Source organism: Streptomyces novaecaesareae, from assembly GCF_000716875.1.
GTDB classification, from domain to species: domain Bacteria; phylum Actinomycetota; class Actinomycetes; order Streptomycetales; family Streptomycetaceae; genus Kitasatospora; species Kitasatospora novaecaesareae.
The window spans coordinates 97,177-118,934 of the sequence record NZ_JNWQ01000007.1 but is presented as its reverse complement, the minus strand read 5'-3'; the positions used below and the strand labels follow the sequence as shown (position 1 = coordinate 118,934).

Annotated in this window: 18 protein-coding genes; 3 read left to right on the top strand and 15 right to left on the bottom strand. The window is 73.3% G+C overall.

Annotated elements, in window-relative coordinates; all coding sequences use genetic code 11:
* Positions 1 to 260: 260 nt before the first annotated feature.
* The 7 genes from OP86_RS04635 to OP86_RS04605 all read right to left on the bottom strand — a co-directional run bounded on the left by OP86_RS04635 (position 261) and on the right by OP86_RS04605 (position 7,937).
* A complete protein-coding gene (locus OP86_RS04635) occupies positions 261 to 959 on the bottom strand; it encodes a DUF4191 domain-containing protein (RefSeq protein WP_418952602.1) in 699 nt (232 codons plus the stop codon).
* Positions 960 to 1,089: 130 nt separating this feature from the next.
* Complete coding sequence (locus OP86_RS04630; RefSeq protein ID WP_030061101.1) at positions 1,090 to 1,284, bottom strand: hypothetical protein; 195 nt, start codon at positions 1,282 to 1,284, stop codon at positions 1,090 to 1,092.
* Between the two features lie 174 nt (positions 1,285 to 1,458).
* Positions 1,459 to 2,412, bottom strand: a complete 954-nt coding sequence (lipA, locus tag OP86_RS04625) for a lipoyl synthase (RefSeq protein WP_030061100.1) — start codon at positions 2,410 to 2,412, stop codon at positions 1,459 to 1,461.
* Between the two features lie 167 nt (positions 2,413 to 2,579).
* Positions 2,580 to 3,350, bottom strand: coding sequence for a lipoyl(octanoyl) transferase LipB (gene lipB, locus OP86_RS04620; RefSeq protein ID WP_030061099.1), 771 nt, complete (start codon positions 3,348 to 3,350; stop codon positions 2,580 to 2,582).
* Between the two features lie 200 nt (positions 3,351 to 3,550).
* Positions 3,551 to 5,566, bottom strand: coding sequence for a helix-turn-helix domain-containing protein (locus tag OP86_RS04615; protein ID WP_030257323.1), 2,016 nt, complete (start codon positions 5,564 to 5,566; stop codon positions 3,551 to 3,553).
* 66 nt (positions 5,567 to 5,632) lie between these two features.
* Entirely contained in the window at positions 5,633 to 7,003 is a 1,371-nt protein-coding gene (locus tag OP86_RS04610) for an MFS transporter (protein ID WP_030061095.1), read from the bottom strand.
* Between the two features lie 172 nt (positions 7,004 to 7,175).
* The gene (locus OP86_RS04605; RefSeq protein ID WP_030061094.1) at positions 7,176 to 7,937 is read right to left on the bottom strand and encodes a 3-hydroxybutyrate dehydrogenase; all 762 of its coding nucleotides are present in this window, start codon (positions 7,935 to 7,937) and stop codon (positions 7,176 to 7,178) included.
* A gap of 309 nt (positions 7,938 to 8,246) precedes the next feature.
* Between OP86_RS04605 and OP86_RS04600 the strand changes: the two genes are divergently transcribed.
* Positions 8,247 to 10,139, top strand: coding sequence for an NsdA family TPR-like regulatory protein (locus tag OP86_RS04600; protein ID WP_234434924.1), 1,893 nt, complete (start codon positions 8,247 to 8,249; stop codon positions 10,137 to 10,139).
* 25 nt (positions 10,140 to 10,164) lie between these two features.
* On the opposite strand, the gene OP86_RS38655 is transcribed toward OP86_RS04600, so the two are convergent.
* From OP86_RS38655 to OP86_RS04585, 4 genes are all read right to left on the bottom strand, one after another.
* Positions 10,165 to 10,476, bottom strand: a complete 312-nt coding sequence (locus tag OP86_RS38655) for a cation:proton antiporter domain-containing protein (protein WP_324604094.1) — start codon at positions 10,474 to 10,476, stop codon at positions 10,165 to 10,167.
* Positions 10,464 to 11,132: a cation:proton antiporter gene (locus OP86_RS32765; RefSeq protein WP_051829678.1), complete on the bottom strand. Its 669-nt coding sequence runs from the start codon at positions 11,130 to 11,132 to the stop codon at positions 10,464 to 10,466. Before OP86_RS32765 ends, OP86_RS38655 begins: the two co-directional genes overlap by 13 nt.
* A gap of 197 nt (positions 11,133 to 11,329) precedes the next feature.
* The gene (locus tag OP86_RS04590) at positions 11,330 to 12,661 is read right to left on the bottom strand and encodes an FAD-dependent oxidoreductase (protein WP_030257319.1); all 1,332 of its coding nucleotides are present in this window, start codon (positions 12,659 to 12,661) and stop codon (positions 11,330 to 11,332) included.
* Positions 12,662 to 13,035: 374 nt separating this feature from the next.
* On the bottom strand, positions 13,036 to 13,941 hold the full coding sequence (locus OP86_RS04585; protein ID WP_030061090.1) for a TIGR01777 family oxidoreductase: 906 nt from the start codon (positions 13,939 to 13,941) through the stop codon (positions 13,036 to 13,038).
* A 91-nt stretch (positions 13,942 to 14,032) separates the two neighbouring features.
* On the opposite strand from OP86_RS04585, the gene OP86_RS04580 reads away from it, so the two are divergent.
* Entirely contained in the window at positions 14,033 to 14,530 is a 498-nt protein-coding gene (locus OP86_RS04580) for a GNAT family N-acetyltransferase (protein WP_030061089.1), read from the top strand.
* Positions 14,531 to 14,651: 121 nt separating this feature from the next.
* The gene (locus OP86_RS37075; RefSeq protein ID WP_030257315.1) at positions 14,652 to 15,743 is read left to right on the top strand and encodes a DUF2510 domain-containing protein; all 1,092 of its coding nucleotides are present in this window, start codon (positions 14,652 to 14,654) and stop codon (positions 15,741 to 15,743) included.
* A 51-nt stretch (positions 15,744 to 15,794) separates the two neighbouring features.
* Here the strand turns inward: OP86_RS37075 and OP86_RS04570 are convergent, their stop codons facing one another.
* The 4 genes from OP86_RS04570 to OP86_RS04555 form a co-directional block, all read right to left on the bottom strand.
* Complete coding sequence (locus OP86_RS04570; RefSeq protein ID WP_030061086.1) at positions 15,795 to 16,310, bottom strand: DUF4240 domain-containing protein; 516 nt, start codon at positions 16,308 to 16,310, stop codon at positions 15,795 to 15,797.
* Positions 16,311 to 16,459: 149 nt separating this feature from the next.
* A complete protein-coding gene (gene sucB, locus OP86_RS04565; RefSeq protein ID WP_033330954.1) occupies positions 16,460 to 18,253 on the bottom strand; it encodes a 2-oxoglutarate dehydrogenase, E2 component, dihydrolipoamide succinyltransferase in 1,794 nt (597 codons plus the stop codon).
* A gap of 82 nt (positions 18,254 to 18,335) precedes the next feature.
* Positions 18,336 to 19,742, bottom strand: coding sequence for a dihydrolipoyl dehydrogenase (lpdA, locus tag OP86_RS04560; RefSeq protein ID WP_097238208.1), 1,407 nt, complete (start codon positions 19,740 to 19,742; stop codon positions 18,336 to 18,338).
* 387 nt (positions 19,743 to 20,129) lie between these two features.
* The gene (locus OP86_RS04555) at positions 20,130 to 21,629 is read right to left on the bottom strand and encodes a leucyl aminopeptidase (protein ID WP_030061082.1); all 1,500 of its coding nucleotides are present in this window, start codon (positions 21,627 to 21,629) and stop codon (positions 20,130 to 20,132) included.
* Positions 21,630 to 21,758: the final 129 nt, after the last annotated feature.

Sequence of the window (21,758 nt, the reverse complement as noted above, 5' to 3'; positions counted from 1 at the left end):
CCGAACAGTGATCTTGGTCGACACGGTTCTAGCAGGAGCTCCGTCCCATTTCAGGCGACTTGACGCGGCCACCCACAGCTCTATCTACACGGCGTTGGATCTAGTCCCACCCGAAACGTCGAGGTGCGGATCTGGTCCCACCCGAAACGTCGAGGTGCGGATCTGGTCCCACCCGAAACGGAGCCGGGAACGTCGGAACGGCCCCGCCGCGGAGCTTCCGCAGCGGGGCCGTTCTCGTGTCGTCAGGGGAGGGGGGAGGGTCAGCGGACCTGGCCGCCCTTGGGCATCCGGGCGCCCTTCGGCATCGGGCCCTTGGGGATCGGGGCCTTGGAGAGCAGGTCGCCCAGCGCGCGCAGGCGGTCGTTGGTCTCGGTGACCTGGGCGGCGGTGATGGCGCGGGGCAGTCGCATGAGGTGGATCTGCAGCTTCTTCAGCGGGATCTCACCCTCGCCGTTGCCCACCACGATGTCGTGCACCGGCACGTCGCCGACCACACGGGCCATCTTCTTCTTCTCGGAGGCCAGCAGCTGGCGCACCCGGTTCGGGTTGCCCTCGCCGATCAGCGCGATGCCCGCCCGGCCCACCGCGCGGTACACGGCGTCCTGGTTACGGGTGACCGCCACCGGCGTGGTGTTGGAGCTCCAGCCGCGCCGGATGTTGTTCAGCACCGCTGCGACTGCGCCCGGCTGCCCCTCCATCTGCCCGAACGCGGCGCGCTCGGCCCGGCGCCCGAAGACGATCGCCATGGCCAGCACGGCCACGATGAAGCCCAGGATGCCCAGGTAGACAGGGTGCTCGATCCCGAAGCCGATGGCGAGGAACACGCCGAAGGTCAGCAGGCCGACGCCGGCGATGATCAGGCCGATCTTGGTGTCGACCTTCTTGGTCATGGTGTACGCCAGACGGATCTGCTTCAGCCGTCCGGGGTTCTCGGATGTTTCCCTCGCCATAACGCTCATGGTACGTGGCACGGGTACGGGATATCCAAGCCCGGGTACCCGTTCGTCCGAACCGTGACCCGTGTGCCCGTACGCCGTCGCGCACAGCGACCGGCCCCACCGTCGCGGGGACTTCAGCGCGGCAGGGGATTCACGGCCGTACGGGCTTCGCCGCCGCCCCGGCGGCCACCGCGTCGTGCCGGCGGTCCGCCGCGTGCTGACGGTTCTCGCACACCGCCGCCCACGCGTTGCGACGTGCGTGCTGCTGGCCGGGCGCCAGCAGGACGCTCTCGGCGAACCGCAGCGCCGCCCCCACCGATCGCACCGACCGGATCCGCATCTCCATGCCGAACAGCTCCTCTCGTGGCTGATCGTGGCTGAGAAGAATCGAACGCTTGCTGGGCGTCCATCGTCCCCACCCCGTGTTACCAGTCTGTGACCAGGCAGTCAAAGCATGGTGAAACCCGGAAGGGCGGAGCCGCAGCTCCGCCCTTCCAATGGCTCAAACGCGTCGGACCGGTCAGACCGCGGCCTGCTCGCGCCGCTCCAGCGCCTGCCGGTAGAGCCGGCCGGCCCGGTACGAGGAGCGGACCAGCGGGCCCGACATGACGCCGGCGAAGCCCAGCTCCTCGGCCTCCTCCTGGAGCTCGACGAACTCCTGCGGCTTCACCCAGCGCTCGACCGGGTGGTGGCGCAGCGAGGGGCGCAGGTACTGGGTGATGGTGATGAGCTCGCAGCCGGCGCCGACCAGGTCGGCGAGCGCCTGGCTGACCTCCTCGCGGGTCTCGCCCATGCCCAGGATCAGGTTGGACTTGGTCACCAGCCCGGCCGCGCGGGCCTGGGTGATGACGTCCAGCGAGCGCTCGTAGCGGAACGCCGGGCGGATCCGCTTGAAGATCCGCGGCACGGTCTCGACGTTGTGCGCGAGCACCTCGGGGCGGGAGGAGAAGACCTCGGCCAGCTGCTCGGGGACGGCGTTGAAGTCGGGGATGAGCAGCTCGACGCCGGTGCGGCCGGCCGCGCGGTCGGCGGTCATCGCGTGCACCTGGCGCACGGTCTCGGCGTACAGCCACGCGCCGCCGTCCTCCAGGTCGTCGCGGGCGACGCCGGTGATGGTGGCGTAGTTGAGGTCCATGGTGACGATGGACTCGGCGACCCGGCGGGGCTCGTCGCGGTCGAACTCGGCGGGCTTGCCGGTGTCGATCTGGCAGAAGTCGCAGCGGCGGGTGCACTGGTCGCCGCCGATGAGGAAGGTCGCCTCGCGGTCTTCCCAGCACTCGAAGATGTTGGGGCAGCCGGCCTCCTGGCAGACCGTGTGCAGCCCCTCCTTCTTCACCAGCGACTGGAGGGCGTTGTACTCCGGGCCCATCTTCGCGCGGGTCTTGATCCACTCGGGCTTCCGCTCGATGGGGGTCTCGCTGTTGCGGACCTCCAGGCGGAGCAGCTTCCTGCCGTCGGGCGCGACAGCGGACACGTGCGACTCCTAGAACTAGACGGGGTACCCCCAGGGTACGCCTGTGGTTGTACGGCCTTCGCCGGGCCTGCCGCCCTGCAATCGCAGGGCAACACGGCTACCGGTCAGTAGATTCCCAGTGCTCCGGGGCTTTCGCGCTCCGGGGCTTCCGTGCTCTGGGGACGGTCTCAGCGGTTGAGCGCCGGCTCGGGCAGCTCCGCGAAGACCTCCGCGAGGTGGCGCTCGACCACCGGTGCCGCCTCGGCGGCGGAGAGCCCGCGCTCCAACTCGCCGGAGAGCGAGGCCACGCCCGCGTCCCGGATGCCGCACGGCACGATCTTGTCGAACCAGGTCATGTCGGGGTCGCAGTTGAGCGCGAAGCCGTGCATGGTCACCCCGCGGGCGACCCGTACGCCGATCGCGGCGAGCTTGCGGTCGTCGCCGCGCTGCCCGGCGTTGGAGGGCGCGTACTCGGGGCCCGCCAGCCGCGGGTCGATGCCGAGCGGCAGACCCATCCGCAGGGTCAGCTTGCCGAGGTCCACCACCTGCGCCGGGTCGACCACGGCGTCCGGGATGGACCGGCCCAGCACCCAGACCCCGCTGCGGCCCTCGACCCGGGTGGTTCCGACGCCGAACTCGGCGGCGGCGCGGATCAGCGCCTCTTCGAGCCGGCGGACGTAGGCGATGACGTCGATCGGGTCGGGCAGCTTGACGATCGGGTAGCCGACCAGCTGGCCGGGGCCGTGCCAGGTGATCTCGCCGCCCCGGTTGACCTCGACCACCGGGGTGCCGTCCAGCGGCAGGTCGGCGGGGTTGGTGCGCTTGCCCATGGTGTACACGGACTGGTGCTCCAGCAGCAGGACGGTGTCGGGGATCTCGTCCGCGACCCGCAGCGCGTGCAGCCGCTGCTGCTCCTCCCACGCTTCCTGGTAGGGCACGGTGCGCTCACCTATGCCCATCGAAACGAAACGCACGTTCTCGCTCACCGCTGCCGCTCCTTGCCAGGCGTTCGAGACCAACCTCGCCACTGTACGCCCAGCCCGAGCGGCACCGACCAGCCGCCTTCTCCTGCCCCTTCTCCTGCCCCCGCCCCCGGGCCCGGCAGGCAGCAGGCCCGGCCCGCGCCCAGCCCCGTCCGGCTCCCCGCTCGGCCTCCCGCTCAGCCCCCCGCGAGCAACTGCAGCCGCAGCGCGAGCTGGAGCTCCAGCGACCGCTCCGGGTGGTTCCAGTCCCGTCCGAGCAGCGCCTCCACCCGGTCCAGCCGCTGGACCACCGTGTTCACGTGGACGTGCAGCTCGTCCTTGGCCCGGGTGAGGCTGCCCCCGCAGTCGAAGTAGGCCCGCAGGGTGCGGACCAGCTCGGTGCCGCGCCGGGCGTCGTACTCCAGCAGCGGGCCGAGGGCGGCGCCGACGAAGCCGTCCACGTCGTGGCCGTCGCCGAGCAGCACTCCGAGGAAGCCGAGGGCGTGGGCCGAGGCGCCCTCGCCGGCGCGGCCGAGCACCCGCAGGGCGCGGACGCAGCGCAGGCCCTCGGCGTACGCGGCGGCCAGCGCGGGCGGGCCGGCGGCCGGGCGGCCAGCGCCGACGGTGACCGGGAACCCGGCCAGCCGGGCCAGCCGTTCGGCGGCCTGCCGGGCGGTCTCCTCCGGGTCCTCGGCGCCGCCGGTCTCGACGGGCACCAGCAGCACCACCGCCCCGCCGTGCTCGGCGCTGACGCCGCGGGAGCCGAACAGGTACCGCCGGGCCGCGCTCGCCAGCCGTCCCCGGTCGGCACCGGTCGCGCCACCGGCACCGGCACCGCCACCGGCACCGCCACCGCCACCGCCACCGGCACCAGCACCGCTCGCGTCGCCGGCCGGACCAGCCGCACCGGCCGACCCAGCCGGACCGGCGGGTTCGGCGACCAGCACCAGGTGCGGCCGGGCGAGGTCGACGCCGAGCCGGCGCCCGCGGGCGGTGAGCCCGGCCGGGTCGCGTTCGGGCGCGGTCAGCAGGTCGGTGACCAGCTCGCCGCGGACCCGGTTCTCGGTTTCGGCCACCGAGCGGCGCAGCAGCAGGAGCAGCGCGGTCACCACGCTGGCCCGTTCGAACAGCCGCCGGTCGGCGTCGTCGAGGTCGGGCCGTCCGCGCAGCACCATGGTGCCGAGCGTGTCGTGCCCGGCGAGGACCGCGCACACCCACTGCTCGCCGTGCCGTACGGACCGGCCCTCGATGCGGGAGGCGGCGACCGCGCCGGCCAGTTCGGCGGCGGGTGCGGACCGTCCGGCGAGCGGCTCGCCCTCGGCGTCCAGGACCGCTATCTCCCCGCCCAGCAGCGTCGCGACGGCGGCGGCGACGTCCGCCACCTCGGCGCCGCGCAGCACCAGGTCGGTGAGCCGGTCGTGCGCCTGCTCGGCGCGCTGGACGGCGGCGGAGTGGGCCCGGACCAGTTCGTTGGCGGCGTTCAGCTCGGCGAGCGCGGCCCGGGTGTCGGCCAGCGACTTGGCGGTGTCCAGGGCGATCGCGGCGTGCGCGGCCAGGGTGCAGAGCAGCGCGACCTCGTCGGGAGAGAAGGCGCGGGGTGAGCGGTCGGCGGCGAACAGGACTCCGATGACCTGCCCGCCGAGCAGCAGCGGCACCCCGATGATCGCCACCAGGCCTTCGTCCAGCACGCCCGCGTCGATCGTGCCGGTGTGGTGGAAGCGTTCGTCGGTGCGGTAGTCGGGGGTGGCGTACGGGCGGGCGGTCTGTGCGACCAGCCCGCCCAGGCCGTCGCCGAGGCTGAGCCGCAGGGTCTGGAACAGCACGGAGACCGAGCCGTCGGTGACCCGCATGTAGGTGTCGCCCGCGGCCTCGTCCGGGAGGGTCAGGTACGCGGTGTCGGTGCCGAGCAGCATCCGGGCCCGGCGGACGATCGCCTGGAGCACGGTGTCCAGGTCCCGGGAGGCGGCGAGGTCCCCGGCGGTGTCGAACAGAGCGGTCAACTCGGCTTCTCGGCGCCGGTGTTGACGCAGCGTCCGGTGGACCCGCAGGGCCTGCCAGGTGGCGTCGTCGAGCTCGGCGAGGACGGCGGCCGGCGCCCCGCGGTGGCGGGCGTCGGCCAGCACGTCGGCGAAGTCCTCGGTGGCGGCGCCCGAGGCGAGCAGGTCGAGCAGCCGCCGCAGCGCGGGCGCGGCGCCTTCGTGAGGGTGGTTCATGGTGCGTGCCGCCAATCGGCGTCGGTTCGTCGATTCCGAGAAATCGCGATCGTAGCGGCTCGGTCCTCAGGCGACGGCGGGCTTTCCGGCCGCGGCGGCGTCCGCCGACTGCCCCGCCGGCTCCTGCTCCGCTGCGATCCCGGCGAGGTCCTGCCCGCGGGTCTCCCGTCCGCAGAGCACCGCCAGGACGGTGACGGCCGCCGCGATCGCGACGTACACCGAGATCGGGGTGGAGCTGCCGTAGTCCTTGAGGAGCGCGGTGGCGATCAGCGGGGCCGGGGCGCCGGCGGCCACCGAGGCGAACTGGGCGCCGATCGAGGCGCCCGAGTAGCGCAGCCGGGTGGCGAACAGCTCGGAGAAGAAGGCGGCTTGGGGCGCGTACATCGCGCTGTGGAAGACGAGCCCGACGGTCACCGCGAGGACCAGCTGCGGGAACGAGTGGGTGTCCACCATCCCGAAGAACACGAACGCCCAGACCCCGACCCCGGCCGCGCCCACCAGGTACACCGGCTTGCGCCCGACCCGGTCCGACAGTGCCCCGAAGAGCGGGATCAGCGCGAACTGGATCGCGGAGGCGATCAGTACGGCGTTCAGCGCGCTCTGCTTGGCGAAGTGCGCGTGGCTGACGGCGTAGGTGAGCACGAAGGTCGTCATCACGTAGTAGGAGATGTTCTCCGCCATCCGCGCCCCCATGGCCACCAGCACCTCCCGCCAGTGGTGCTTCAACACCCCGACCAGCGGCGCCTGTTCGGCTTCCGGCTTGTTCGCCATCGCCTGCCGGAACAGCGGCGACTCCTCCACCGCCAGCCGGATCCACATCCCGATCCCCACCAGCACCGCCGACAGCAGGAACGGCACCCGCCACCCCCACGACAGGAAGTCCGCGTCGGACTGCAGCGTGGTCATCAGCGACAGCACCCCCGCCGCCAGCAGGTTCCCGGCCGGTGCCCCGCCCTGCGGCCAGGACGCCCAGAACCCCCGCCGCCGCTGGTCCCCGTGCTCGGACACCAGCAGCACGGCCCCGCCCCACTCACCGCCGAGCGCGAACCCCTGCACCAGCCGCAGCGTCGTCAGCAGCACCGGCGCCGCGACCCCGATCGAGTCGTACGTCGGCAGCAGGCCGATCGCCGTGGTCGAGCCGCCCATCAGCAGCAGGCTCACCACCAGCAGCCTCTTGCGCCCCACCCGGTCCCCGAAGTGACCGAACACCAGCGCTCCGAGCGGCCGCGCCGCGAACCCGATGGCGTAGGTGAGGAACGACAGCAGCGTCCCGGTCAGCGGATCGCTGTGCGGGAAGAACAGCTTCCCGAACACCAGCGCTGCCGCCGTTCCGTACAGGAAGTAGTCGTACCACTCGATGGTCGTGCCGATCAGGCTGGCAGCCACCACTCTCGGGAGTGAACTGCGCGTAGCCGCACCGCTTGCAGGGGCGTTCATGTGCCACCACTTCCAGGGCCAGGGGGAGACGGGGGAGACGGGAGGAGAGACAGGGGAAGACGAGGGGGAGACGGTGTCGCCACAAGGTAGGAATCCGCTGGGCGGAGGCCTATGTGGGGGGATCACACAGTGGTCGGTGCGGGCATGGTGGCAGGCGCCACGGCCCGGCCGGTCAGTGCGCCGTCCAGCCGCCGTCGAGGGGAAGGCTGGCGCCGGTGATGTAGGACGCGGCGGGGGAGCAGAGCCAGAGGGCGAGTTGGGCGACCTCGTCGGGTTCGATGAGGCGCTTCACGGCGGTGCGGTCGAGCATGATCCGCTCCACCACCTCGTCCTCGCGGATGCCGTGGGCGAGCGCCTGGGCGGCGATCTGCTTCTCCACCAGGGGGGTTCGGACGTAGCCCGGGTTGATGCAGTTGCTGGTGACGCCGTGCGGCGCGCCCTCCAGGGCGACGGTCTTGCTCAGGCCCTCCAGGGCGTGCTTCGCGGTGACGTACGCGGACTTGAAGGCGCTGGCGCGCAGCCCGTGGACGGAGGAGACGTTGACGACCCGGCCCCACTCCCGCTCGTACATGTGCGGCAGGGTCCGGCGCAGGATGCGGAACGGGGCCTCCACCATGACGCGTTGGATGAGCGTGAAGCGCTCGGGCGGGAACTCGTGCACCGGCGCGACGTGTTGGAGCCCGGCGTTGTTGACCACGATGTCGGCGTCGGCCGGCAGGGCGTCCACGGCCGCGGGGTCGGAGAGGTCGGTGACGATCGCGTGGCCGCCGATCCGCCGCGCGAGCTCCTCGGCCGGGCCGGCCGCGAGGTCGACGACGTAGACCCGGGCGCCGGCCCCGGCGAAGGCCTCGGCGCAGGCCCGGCCGATGCCCGAGGCGGCGCCGGTGACCAGGGCCGTGCGGCCGTCGAGCGGGCGCGCTGTAGTGGTGTCCATGGCCGAGAACGGTAGGAATCCGGCGCCCCGGCTCCCATGTGGCGGGCCACCACAGCATCCCCGGGGGCTGTGGCGGCAACCACTACGAGGGTCGATCGACGGTTCGACCGCAGAAGGCCAAACCCATGGTGCCCCCGCTTCCCCACAATGGGCGCGGTTGCTTCACCCGTTCGGAGGATTGCTCGGTCAGATCCACCCATAGCGCCCGAATGCTCGCTACATTCACGCCGATTCCCGACAGGGGGCGCCGCCCCAGGCAGCCGAAGTGCTGGTAGAGCCCGGTGCGACGTCCGAGAGGTGTTGACAGACATGCCCCAACGGCCTGCAACCGACAGCCCGGCGTACGGACCGCTCGACCCGCTCGGCCAGCACCGAGGGCCGGTCGGCCGGACCCTTCCGGACGCCCCCGACGCCCTGGCCCCCAACGCCCTGACCGGCGACACGCTGACCGACGACGCCCCGACCGCCGACGAACTGCGGCTGCCCGCGCAGGCCACACCCGACCGGCACGAGACCGGCGCCGCCCCCGCGCGGGGCACCGGCCACGTCGGCCCGGGCCCGCAGAACGGCCAGCTCGCCGCACTGATCGAGGAGGCCGGCTTCTCGCACGCCGGCCTGGCCCGCCGGGTCGACCAGCTCGGCCTGGAGCACGGCCTCGACCTGCGCTACGACAAGACCTCGGTCACCCGCTGGCTGCGCGGCCAGCAGCCCCGCGGCGCCACTCCCGCCCTGATCGCCGAGGTCTTCACCCGTCGCCTCGGCCGCCGCCTCACCGCCCAGGACCTCGGCCTGGACGCCTGCGCCCCGGTCTACGCCGGCCTGGAGTTCGCCGAGACCCCGCAGGAGGCGGTGGACATCGTGGCGAGCATGTGGCGCAAGGACAACGGCCCGCAGTCCGAGCTGCGCCGGATCGCCTTCACCCCGGCCGGCCTGGTCGTCCCCAGCCGGGACTGGCTGATCGGCCGCACCGACGAGCGGGTCGCCCGGGACGGTTCCACCCTGGCCCGTCCGGACACCGCCACCGGCCCGCCGTCCGCCGCCTCCGCGGCCGTCACCGGCGCCCCCGGGCAGGGCGCGCCCGGCGCGTCCCCCGCGAGCCCGGCGCGCAGCCAGGCCCTCGGCGCCCCCGGCCTGCCCGGCGCCCCCGGTGCGCCGGGTGTGCCCACCGCGCGCAGCACGGCCGGGACGACCGGCACCGCCCCCACCATCGGCCGGGTGCCCATCCAGAGCCGCCGCCCGCCGGTCGCCGTCGAACCGCCGTACACCGACCCGACCCGCGAGTCCCGTCCCGTCCTGCGGGTCGGCCGCGGGGACATCGCCGCCATCCGCGCCGTCGGCGACCTCTTCCGCGCGCTCGACCACGCCTACGGCGGCGGCCACGCCCGCCAGGCACTGGTCCGCTACCTGGAGAGCGAGGCCGAGCCGATGCTGCGCGGCCGCTACGGCGAGCAGATCGGCCGGGCGCTGTTCGGCGCGGTCGCCGACCTGACCAGGCTGGCCGGCTGGACGTCCTTCGACATCGCCGCGCACGGCCTGGCCCAGCGCTACTTCGTCCAGGCGCTGCGCCTGTCCCAGGCCGCGGGGGACCGCGCGCTGGGCGGCTACGTGCTGGTGACGATGAGCCAGCAGGCCGTCCACCTGGGCCACGGCCGGGAGGCGGTGCAGCTCGCCAGGGTCGCCCAGCAGGGCGTGGGCACCGCCGTGCCGCCGGTGGTCCAGTCGCTGATGCACGCCGCCGAGGCGCGCGGGCACGGTCTGCTGGGCGACGTCCGGTCCTGCACCACCGCGCTGGTGCGCGCCGAGCGGGCCCTGGCGGCGGCCCGCAGCGGCGACGAACTCCCGTCCTGGGCGCGGTACTTCGACGAGGCCCAGCTCTCCGACGAGTTCGCCCACTGCTACCGCGACCTCCAGCAGTGGCGCACCTCCGCGCAGCACGCCGAGAAGTCGCTGCGGCTGCGCTCGCCCGCCTACGCGCGCAGCCGGATCTTCTGCCGGCTGGTGCTGGCCACCGCCCGGCTCGGCATGGGGGACCTCGACGAGGCCTGCACCATGGCCACCGACGCGCTGCGCGCGGCGGGGGAGATGCGCTCGGCCCGCTCGCTGGAGTACGTCCGGGACTTCCACCGCCGCCTCACCCCGTACCGGGGCAGCCCGGTGGCCCGCGCCTTCGAGGAGACGGCCCGCCAGGCGGGGGTGATCTGAGGGGCCCGGCGTGCGGGGCCGAGGGCTACCAGCTCTCGGCCCGGACCCTCGGCTTCTCCCCGCCCTCCGCCACCGGCGGCCGTACGGCGCCGCGCACCCGCTGCGCCGTCAGCGGGAACACCAGGTTCATCCCGCTGACCACGAAGAAGACCGGCACCAGGAAGCCGAAGCCGATGGCCTCCAGTTTGGCCTCGATCACCTCGTCCTCGGCCCGCCGGATGTCGGACAGCAGCAGTCGGGAGACGATCCCGGCGGTGAAGGCGCCGAGCAGCATGTCGAGGTCGAGCCAGAGGGCGGCGGCGACCATGGCGGCCGGTACCAGGATCACCGCGCGGATCGCGAACTGCCCCGAGGTGCGCAGGGTGCGCTCGATGAGCCGGGTGGTCCAGGCGGGGCGGGTCGGCGGGCGGCGAGCACGGCGACGGCGGTGATCACCGCGAAGGCACCGAGGATGACCGCCGTCCGGGCCGGGGAGTTGCCGCTGAGCAGGGCGGCGATCGCGATGATCGGCCCGAACTCGCCGACCGCCCCGGTGGCCATCACCGACGAGCCGAAGGGCGTGGGCAGTTCGCCGGAGTCGCGGAGGATCGGCAGGATCGTGCCGATCGCGGTGGTGGTGAGCACGAGCCCGGCGAAGGCGCCGTCCAACGGGTTCGGGTTGACCAGTGCGCCCACGCCGAGGGCCGCGACCAGCGAGACCAGCCATGCGGTGCCCGCCCGTTTCAGCGGGCCGCCGCGCAGCTTGGCGAAGTCGATCTCGTACCCGGCCAGGAACATCAGCATGGCCAGGCCGAACTGGGAGAGCGCGTCGACCAGGTCGTCGACCTGCGCCCAGCCCAGGACGTCCGGACCGATCAGCACTCCGAGCACGATCTCGACCACGACGGTCGGTACGGCGATCCACCGCAGCAGCCGGTGGGCGAGCAGCGGCGCGGCCACGGCTGCGGCGGGGATCAGGACGAGGGTCACCGGCTGGGCGGTGTCGGCGCTCATCGCGCGAGCGGCCGAACCGTCGACATCGGGCGAACGCTCGACATCGGCCGAACGGTCGACTTCGGGTGAATCATCCGATGAGCGGTCAGATCCGTCACATCCGGCATCCTGGCACGCCGTCGGTCTGTCACCCCGGCAGACCGCTGGCGTGTTCGGGCACCGCGGCGCCCCCGGTCGGAGGGCCGCGCGACGCGGCCTCAGGCCGCCGCCGTCGCCTCCCGCACGTCGGACGGGACGCCGAGGTCGCGCAGCACCGCCCGCGCCGCCCGCCGTCCGGACACCAGCGCCCCCTGCACCGTGCTGGTGTCCCGGTGGTCCCCGGCGACGTACAGCCCGGCCACCAGCCGTACCGGGCGCCGGGGGTTGTGCGGCGGCGGCATCGTGGGCAGCGCGTCCGGGACGTGCCGCACGCTGAGGAACTGCCAGCCCGTCGTCGAGGCGCCGTACAGCTCGGTGAGCCGGGCCCGGACGGACGGTTCCAGTCCGGCGGGGCCGCCCGCGTCGAAGGTGCGCCGCCCGAGCACGGTGGTGGCGATCAGCGCCTGGCCGGCCGGGGCGTAGGACGGGTGCAGCTCGCTGAGCACCAGTGAGTGCGAGACCAGCGGCGGGTGCCCGTCCGGCCGTTCGCCGTCGAGTAGCAGGACGGCCTCGCCCAGCGGGGAGCGGTCGGCCGCGTGGTAGAAGGTCGTGACGGAGTGGAAGTCGGGCAGTCGCAGCCCGGGCAGCAGTTCGGCGGCGGACCGGGCGTCGGTGGCGACGATGACGGCCTGGGCGCCGATCCGTCCGTGGGTGAGGGTCTCCACGCCGTCCGCGGCGATCGAGGTGACCTGCACCCCGGTGCGGACGGTGCCGGCGGGCAGGGCGGCGGCCAGTTGGGCCGGCACGGCCGCGATCCCGCCGGCGGGCAGACAGAGCCGCCCGCGGGCGTAGGAGCGCAGCACCAGGTCGGCGACGCGGCTGCTGGTGCCGAGCGCCGGGTCGCTGAGCAGGGCGCTGAGCAGCGGGCGCAGGAAGCCGTCGACGGTGCGCGGGGCGAGTCCGTGGCCGGCCAGCGCGCGGGCGGCGGTGGTCTCCGGCCGGGCCTGCAGCCGGCTGATCGGGGTGGTGGCGAGCCGGCCGAGCCAGCTGCCCAGCCGGGCCTTGTCCAGCGGGCTGCCGAGCGGGGCCCGGGTGGCGGCCTGTCGGGCGGCGGTGAGCTGCGGGTCCCCGGCGCGGTAGCGGCGGCCGCCGCTGTGCACGAGTACGCCGGGCGCGAGCGGGCGCAGGTCGAGGCGGTCGAGGTCGAGCGTGCGGCGCAGCTCGGGGAAGGCGGTGTTCAGCAGGTGGCTGCCGTCGTCGAGCCGGAATCCGTCCAGCTCGCGGGTGGCCATCCGGCCGCCGATCCGTTCGGTGGTCTCCAGGACGTGAACGGTGAGGCCGTGGCCGGTGAGCGCCCGGGCGGCGGCCAGACCCGCGAGTCCGGCGCCGACCACGACGACGTCCGGGTCGGACGGCCGACGGGCGCGGCGGGTGAAGTCGTACGTGGGCACTGGGGTGCTCCCTCCCTGGTCCCGGGGCTCCGGCCGACGCAGGCAGCGGGGTGCCGGGACACGGTCCGACGAAGGTGATGCCCAGTCAGTGTGAGCATCAGACAAGCACATCGGACCGGATCCGGGGGCCGGGCAGGGTTGTCCGGCACCGGACGGGGGCGCGGTCACGGACAGTGCGCCGTGGCGGCCGGGTTCGGGGTCGGCGGGCGCGCACGGTCACCGGGGGCGTGCGACGCGCCCGCCGTGTGCTCCCGTGCGCCCCCTCCCGGAGCCCCGTCCGACCCCGCCCGGCATATGCCCCTGGCCAGGGCGGATGCCGTAGCCGGAGGTACGCACGGGGCGCGGCGCGCGTACGTCAGAGCGGTGCTCGTACGTCAGAGCGCCGCGAGCACCGCCGAGTACACGTCCGGGTGCGTGAAGCGGAAGCCCGCGTCCAGCAGTCGCCGCGGCACCACCCGGTGGCTGCCGACCGCCTCGACCGCCAGCTCGCCCAGCACCGCCTTGAGCACCGGCTCCGGCACCGGGAACGGCGTCGGCCGCCTCAGCGCCCGCCCCATCGCCGTGGTCAGTTCGGCGTTGGTCACGGGGTTCGGTGCCGTCAGGTTGAAGGCGCCGGACAGGTCGTCGTGATCCATCAGGAAGCGGAGCGCGGCCACCTCGTCGTGCAGCGAGATGAAGCTCCAGTACTGCCGCCCGCTGCCGAGCCGCCCGCCCAGGCCCAGCCGGAACAGCGGGAACAGCCGCCCGCCCGCCCCGCCGCTCGCGGACAGCACCATGCCGGTGCGCGGGTGGACGACCCGGATCCCGGCCCGCTCGGCGGGCCTGGCGGCGGCCTCCCACTCCAGGCAGACCTCGGCCAGGAAGTCGTCGCCGGCGGGGGAGTCCTCGTCGATCACCCGGTCGCCGGTCTGCCCGTACCAGCCGACCGCGGAGGCGCTCACGAGGACCTGCGGCGGCTCCTTGAGCCCGGCCAGGGCGACGGCCAGCGTCTCGGTGCCGTAGACCCGGCTCTCCCGGATCTCCCGCTTGTAGGCGTCCGTCCAGCGGCGGTCGCCGACCCCGGCGCCGGCCAGGTGCACCACGGCCTGGACCTCGGTCAGCCCGTCCCGCTCGACCTCGCCGAGCAGCGGGTTCCAGCCGATCGCGGTGCTGCCGTCGGGCTGCGGCCCCGTCCTGGACCGGTGCCGGACCAGCCGGACCACCTCGTGGCCGTCCGCCAGCAGGGAGCGGACGAGCGCCGAACCGATCAAACCCGTGGAGCCTGTGACAGCGATGCGCATGCCTCCATCCTCGCAGGCCGAACGTTCCCGGCAGTCCCTGACGGCCACAAACGGCTGTCCCGTTCGCAGGCGCCTCATTAGCATGGCGCGCATGCCCGACGACGATCTGATCATCCGTCCGGCGCAGCCCGAGGACGAGCGCGAACTCGCCCTCCTCAACCGCGCCGCCTGGTCCACGCTGTCCGACGTCTCCCCGGAGCCGCCCGCCGAGGACGCGGTCTTCGACGAGCGCCACACCCCGGAGCAGTTCCTGCTCGCCGTCCTGGACGGACGGATCGTCGGCTACGTCCGCCAGGTCCCGGCCACCCCGCTGGCGAGCAACCGTCACGTCCGCCAGATCCAGGGCCTGGGCGTCGCCGGCACGGTCCGCGGCCGGGGCATCGGCCGCCGCCTGGTCGAGGCCGCCTGCGCCGCGGCCCGGGCCGCGGGCGCCCGCAAGATGACCCTGCGGGTGCTCGGCTGGAACGCCCCGGCCCGCCGCCTCTACGAGAGCTGCGGCTTCGTCGTCGAGGGCTCGCTGGCCGAGGAGTTCCTGATCGACGGCAGCTACGTGGACGACATCTGGATGGCCCGCCGCCTGGCTGACTGAGCCCCGAAACCGGGCCTCCCCACCGCCTCCCCACAGCCTCCCGGACGGGTGTCCGGGGCGGTGCAGAGTCGTGACCCACCTTCCCTGTCTGGACCACCGCCGCGCCGGGTACCGTACGGCCGTGAGCAACTCGACGCCTCCCGGGTGGTACCCGGTCCCGGGTGCGGACGGCACCCCCGGTCACGAGCGCTGGTGGGACGGCAACGCCTGGACCAACGAGGTCCGGCCGCTCCAGGGCGGCGTCGCGGGCCCGCTCGCCGACGCCCCGACCCAGACCTGGCAACCCTCCGAGCAGAAGCCCGGCTACGGGTACCCGGGCGGCGCCGCGGCCCCGTCCTACGGCTACCCGGGCCAGGACGCCGCCCCGGCGGCCGGCTACGGCTACCCCGCCCAGGACGCCTACCAGGGCCAGAACCCGTACCAGGGCCAGGGCGGCTACCCGGCCCAGGGCGCGGGCTACGGCTACCCGGGCCCGGGCTACCCGCCGCAGGGCCCCGCGAAGAGCAAGGCCGGCATGATCATCGGCATCTCGGTCGGCGTGCTGGCCGTGGGCGGGATCGTCGCCGGGATCATGCTCAGCGGCGGCGACCCCAAGGCGGACCCGACGCCGAACCCCACGGTCACCATCACCCAGAGCGACAACCCCGCGCCCAGCCCGACCCCGACCCGGCCGACCACCAGCCCGACGGTGCCGGTGCCCAAGCCCGTGCCGGTCCTCAAGACCACCGTCCCCGACCCGCAGCACGCGATCACCGTCCCGGTCTTCGAGGGCTGGGACGCGGCGACCGACTCCGCGCACTCGACGGTCTCCCTCGGCAGCGGCCGCTACACCTGCCCGGACGGCAACTCCTGCATCCGCGGTCAGTTCTCGGTCGGGAAGGACACCATCCAGGGCGCCACCCCCAAGGCGGCCGCCGACGCCGCGATGCCCACCTACGCCGGGCTGATCTTCACCGGGATCACCTCGCACACCGACTCCGGCTCCGGCTACGTCAGCGTCGCCGGCGTGCTCGGCTACGCGACCCGCTGGCACGTGCGCACCTCGGACGGCACCCAGGGCTACGTCCTGCTGGCCGCCGTCCCGGCCAAGGGCGGCGGCTACGTGGTCTTCGAGGGCGGTGTGGACGACGATCCGGCCGCCCCGGACTCCTCGGTGCTGGACCAGATCCTCAAGGGCATCAAGCAGGACAGCTCGTCCGGCAGTTCCACCTGAGAGCCGACAGCCGGCCGGCGGGCGCCCGCCGGCCGGCTCCCTGGTGCCCGCTCAGTCCCCGTACCGCTCCCAGAGCTTGGGGAAGCGCTTCGCCATCACGTCCGGGTCGTCGAAGTCCAGCGCCGCCCCGGACGGCCGTCCGGCCTGCCGCCCGCCCACCTCGGGCAGCGGCAGCCCGGTCAGCCGTTCGTACGCCTCGTCGGCGGCGTAGCCGATGTCCTCGGCCTCGCCGTCCTCTTCCTCGTCGAACTCGGGCAGCAGGTCCGCCAGGTCGTCGGGCTCGGCCAGCCCGCCCTCGAAGACCTCCCGGCCCTGGGCGATCAGCCAGCACCGGAAGTAGTCGAAGGTGTCCTCGGAGGCGCCGTCCAGCAGCAGGTAGGCCGCGCCCCACAGGTCGGAGCGGTAGGCGCGCTGGAACCGGGCCTCGAACAGCCGGGCGAAGTCGATCACGTCGTCCGGGGTCAGTTGGACGAGCTGCTCCACCAGCCGGTCGGCCTGCTCGTCGGGGTCGCCGTCGGCGGCGTCCCGGGTCTCGTCGATGATCTGCCAGAAGTCGGTCTCGTCCATCACCGCTCCAGCATCCCCGTTCGCCCGCGTCCGCGCATGCCCTGCCCCGGCGCGGCGCGGCGCCGGGAACAGCGGAACCCCGCGCCGGGAACAGCGGAACCCCACGCCGTCCGGGGACGACGCGGGGTTCCGCGGGGACCGTGGAGGGGTCAGAGGCCGAGCTCGACCTCGAACTCGCCGGCCTCCAGGATCTCCTTGACCGCGACCAGGTAGCGGGCGGCGTCGGCGCCGTCCACCAGGCGGTGGTCGTAGGAGAGCGACAGGTAGGTCATGTCACGGATGCCGATGGCGGTGCCGCCGTCGGCCTCGATGACCACCGGGCGCTTGACGGTGGCGCCGATGCCCAGGATGGCGACCTGGTTCGGCGGCACGATCACGGTGTCGAACAGCGCACCGCGCGAACCGGTGTTGCTGATGGTGAAGGTGGCGCCGGACAGCTCGTCCGGGGTGATCTTGCTGTCGCGGACCTTGCTGGCCAGCTCGGCGGTCTTCTTCGAGATGCCGGCGATGTTGAGGTCGCCCGCACCCTTGATGACCGGGGTCATCAGACCCTTCTCGGAGTCCACCGCGATACCGATGTTCTCGGTGTCGAAGTAGGTGATGGTGCCCTCGGCCTCGTTGATCCGGGCGTTGATGACCGCGTGGGCCTTCAGCGCCTGGGCGGCGGCCTTGACGAAGAACGGCATCGGGGACAGCTTCACGCCCTCGCGGGCCAGGAAGGAGTCCTTGGCCTTGCCGCGCAGCGACATGATCTTGGTGACGTCCACCTCGACCACGCTGGTCAGCTGGGCCTGCTCGTGCAGGGCCTTCAGCATGTTGTCGCCGATGACCTTGCGCATGCGGGTCATCTTGACCGTCTGGCCGCGCAGGGCGGACGGCGCGGCGACGGCCTTCGGCGCGGCGGCCGGGGCGGCAGCGGCGACCGGGGCCGGAGCGGCCTTGGCGGCCTCCGCGGCGGCGATGACGTCCTGCTTGCGGATGCGGCCGCCGACGCCGGTGCCGGCGACGGAGGACAGCGCGACGCCGTGCTCGGCGGCGAGCTTGCGCACCAGCGGGGTGACGTAGGCGTCACCGCTGTCGGCAGCCTGGGCGACCGGAGCAGCCGGGGCGACCGGAGCGGGGGCGGCGACCGGGGCAGCCGGGGCGACCGGAGCGGGGGCGGCGACCGGGGCAGCCGGGGCAACCGGAGCCGGAGCGGCGACCGGGGCAGCCGGGGCAACCGGAGCCGGAGCGGCGACCGGGGCAGCCGGGGCAACCGGAGCGGGGGCGGCAACCGGGGCCGGAGCGGCGACCGGAGCCGGAGCCGCGGCGACCGCGCCCGCGGCACCGATCAGCGCGAGCTGGGCGCCGACCTCGGCGGTCTCGTCCTCGCCGACCAGGATCTTCACCAGGGTGCCGGCGACCGGCGACGGGATCTCGGTGTCGACCTTGTCGGTGGAGACCTCCAGCAGCGGCTCGTCGACCTCGACCGTCTCACCCTCGGCCTTCAGCCAGCGGGTGACGGTGCCCTCGGTGACGGACTCGCCCAGGGCGGGCAGCAGCACCGGGGTGGCGTCGCCGGCCGGAGCAGCCGGAGCAGCCGGAGCGGCCGGAGCGGCCGGAGCGGCGACCGGGGCCTCGGCCACCGGAGCCGGAGCGGCGGCGACCGGGGCGGCGACGGGCGCGGCCTCGGCGACCGGGGCCGGAGCGGCAGCCGGGGCGCCGGAGCCGTCGTCGATGATCGCCAGCTCGGCGCCGACCTCGACGGTCTCGTCCTCGCCGACCTTGATCGAGGAGAGGATGCCGGAAGCCGGGGCCGGGATCTCGGTGTCGACCTTGTCGGTCGAGACCTCGAGCAGCGGCTCGTCGACCTCGACACGCTCACCCTCGGCCTTCAGCCAACGGGTGACAGTGCCCTCGGAAACGCTCTCGCCCAGTGCGGGCAGTGTTACTGAGACCGCCATGGTTTCAGCGACTCCTATCAAGTCTTGCGTACGGAAGTACTTGCGTACGGGAAGTACCGGAAAAGGGGGGTGTGGGGCGCGATCAGTCGTGCGCGTGCAGCGGCTTGCCGGCCAGCGCCAGGTGCGCCTCGCCCAGGGCCTCGGACTGGGTCGGGTGCGCGTGGATGAGCTGCGCGACCTCGGCCGGCAGGGCCTCCCAGTTGTAGATCAGCTGGGCTTCGCCGACCTGCTCGCCCATGCGGGCGCCGACCATGTGGACGCCGACCACGGCGCCGTCCTTGACCTGGACGAGCTTGATCTCGCCGGCGGTCTTCAGGATCTTGCTCTTGCCGTTGCCGGCCAGGTTGTACTTGAGGGTGACGACCTTCTCCTTGCCGTACAGCTCGACGGCCTTGGCCTCGGAGATGCCGACGGAGGCCACCTCGGGGTTGGAGTAGGTCACGCGCGGGACGCCGTCGTAGTCGATCGGCACCGGCTTGAGGCCGGCCAGGCGCTCGGCGACCAGGATGCCCTCGGCGAAGCCGACGTGGGCCAGCTGCAGGGTCGGGGCGAGGTCGCCGACGGCGGAGATGGTGGGCACGTTGGTGCGCATGTACTCGTCGACCAGGACGTAGCCGCGGTCCATCGCGACGCCGTTCTCCTCGTAGCCGAGGCCGGCCGAGACCGGGCCGCGGCCGATGGCGACGAGCAGCAGGTCGGCGTCGATCTGCTTGCCGTTCTCGGTGGAGACGCGGACACCGGTCTCGGTGTACTCGACGCCCGAGAAGCGGGCCTTCAGCTCGAACTTGATGCCGCGCTTGCGGAACGCGCGCTCCAGCAGCTTGGAGGAGTTCTCGTCCTCCAGCGGGACGAGGTGCGGCAGCGCCTCGACGATGGTGACCTCGACGCCGAAGGACTTCCAGACCGAGGCGAACTCGACGCCGATCACGCCGCCGCCGAGGATGACGGCCGACTTCGGGATGCGGTCGAGCTTGAGGGCGTGGTCCGAGGAGATCACGCGGTTGCCGTCGATCTCCAGGCCCGGGATCGAGCGCGGCACGGAACCGGTGGCCAGGACGATGTGGCGGCCTTCGATGCGCTGGCCGTTCACGTCAACCGAGGTCTGCGAGGAGAGCTTGCCCTCGCCCTGGATGAAGGTGACCTTGCGGGACGCCACCAGGCCCTGGAGGCCCTTGTACAGGCCGGCGATGACGTCGTCCTTGTACTTGTGGACGCCGTTGATGTCGATGCCCTGGAAGGTGGCCAGAACGCCGAACTCGGCGGCCTCCTTCGTCTCGTCCGCGATCTCCGCGGCGTGCAGCAGCGCCTTGGTCGGGATGCAGCCGCGGTGCAGGCAAGTGCCGCCCAGCTCACCCTTCTCGACCAGGGCAACACTCAGGCCCAGCTGAGCGGCGCGGAGCGCCGCGGCGTAACCGCCGCTTCCGCCTCCGAGAATGACTACGTCGAAAACGGTGCTGGCGTCGTTCGCCACGTCACGTCCTCCATGCATGGGGTGGGTCGCCGGGCCGGTCGCGGTCCGGTGGGTCGGAAGCCTTTGTGGGGCGCCCAGTCGTGCCGGAAATACATCTTCGCACTTGTTCGCGGTGGCTGATGTCCGGGTCCGCCCCAGGGGTGTCCCGCAGAGTGGTCACCGGGGCGGGAATACCCCCGACGGAAGGGCATCATCGCAGCTCAAGGCCTTGTTGACAGCCGCCGGACGGGCGTCTTCCGCTCGCTTCGGGGACTCCTCTTCCGCAGTGCGGAACAAAGTTTCGCCCTTGGCGAACAGAGGTGCGGTGGGGATTCCGGGCTTACTCGCAGGTAACCCGCGCGGGAACGCCGACGGGGGCCCAGCGCACCCGCGCCGGGCCCCCGTCGGGGCTCAGATCCGCTCGGATCAGGCCTTGGCGTTGGCCGTCCGCTCGGCGAAGCGCACCAGGGTGCGCACCGCGCTCGCGGTGCCGCCCTTCGGGGTGTAGCCGAACGGCGCGCCCTCGTGGAACGCCGGGCCGGCGATGTCCAGGTGCGCCCAGTCGATGCCCTCGGCCACGAACTCCTTCAGGAACAGACCGGCCACCAGGCCGCCGCCCATCCGATCGCCCATGTTGGCCAGGTCGGCGATGGTCGACTCGGTCATCCCCTTGCGCAGGTCGGCCGGCAGTGGCAGCGGCCAGGACTGCTCGCCCACCTCGCCCGCGAGGGCGTGCAGGTCGTCGCGCAGCTCGTCGCTGTTGGCCATCACGCCGAACATCCGGTTGCCCAGGGCCATCACCATGGCGCCGGTCAGGGTGGCCACGTCGATGATGACGTCCGGGTTCTCCTCGCCGGCCCGCACGATGGCGTCGGCCAGCACCAGGCGGCCCTCGGCGTCGGTGTTCAGCACCTCGACGGTCTTGCCGCCGTAGATGCGCAGCACGTCGCCCGGGCGGGTGGCGGAGCCGGACGGCATGTTCTCGGCCAGCGCCAGCCAGCCGGTCACGTTGACGGCCAGGCCGAGGCGCTTGGCGGCCACCACGGCGGCGAACACGGCGGCGGCGCCGGCCATGTCGCACTTCATGGTCTCGTTGTGGCCGGCCGGCTTCAGCGAGATGCCGCCCGAGTCGTAGGTGATGCCCTTGCCGACGAACGCCAGGGTGGCCTTGGCCTTCGGGTGGGTGTAGGCCACCTTCACCAGGCGGGGCGGGTTCACCGAGCCGGTGCCGACGCCCAGCAGGCCGCCGAAGCCGCCCTTGGTCAGCGCCTTCTCGTCCAGCACCTCGACCTTGAGGCCGTGCTCCTTGCCGGCCGCCTGGGCGATCGCGGCGAAGCTCTTCGGGTTCAGGTCGTTCGGCGCGGTGTTGACCAGGTCGCGGGCGCGGTTCATCTCCTCGCCGATCGCGGCGGCCCGCTCCACGGCGGCCTTGGCGTCCTTGCTGCCCTTGCGGGCGGCCAGCACGACCAGCTCGCCGACCGGCTCCTTGCCGTTGCCGTTGGCCTTGTACGTGCCGAAGGCGTACGAGCCGAGCAGGCCGCCCAGCGCGACCGCCTCGACCTCCTCCGCGGACTCGACCGGCAGGGCCAGCGCGACCTTCTTGGTGCCGGCCAGGGTACGGGCGGCGACACCGGCGGCGCAGCGCAGAGCCTCCAGCGCGTAGCCCTCCTCGGCCTCGCCGAGGCCGACCGCGAGCACGAGCGCGGCCTTCAGGCCGGCGGGGGAGGGGACCTTCACGGCCTCGCCCTCGGCGCCGGTCGCGCCCAGGGTGCTGAGGACCTCGGCCAGCTTGCCCTCGAACGCCTCGTTCACGGCCTCGGTGCCGGGGGCCAGCACAATGCCCTTCGGGCCCTTCGCGACACCGACCACCAGGGCGTCCGCGCGCAGCGAGGCGGCGGAGGAGGTGCTCACAGACAATGCAGTCACGTAATGCGTCCTGTTCTTTCGCGGTCCACGGCCGGTCGCGGCGAGGCTGCCGCGCCGGCGCAGCCCGCCGTCGCAGGCCGTCCGCCGGCGGGCCTCCGGGTCCGGGCCCCCTGGCTACGCGCACCCGCC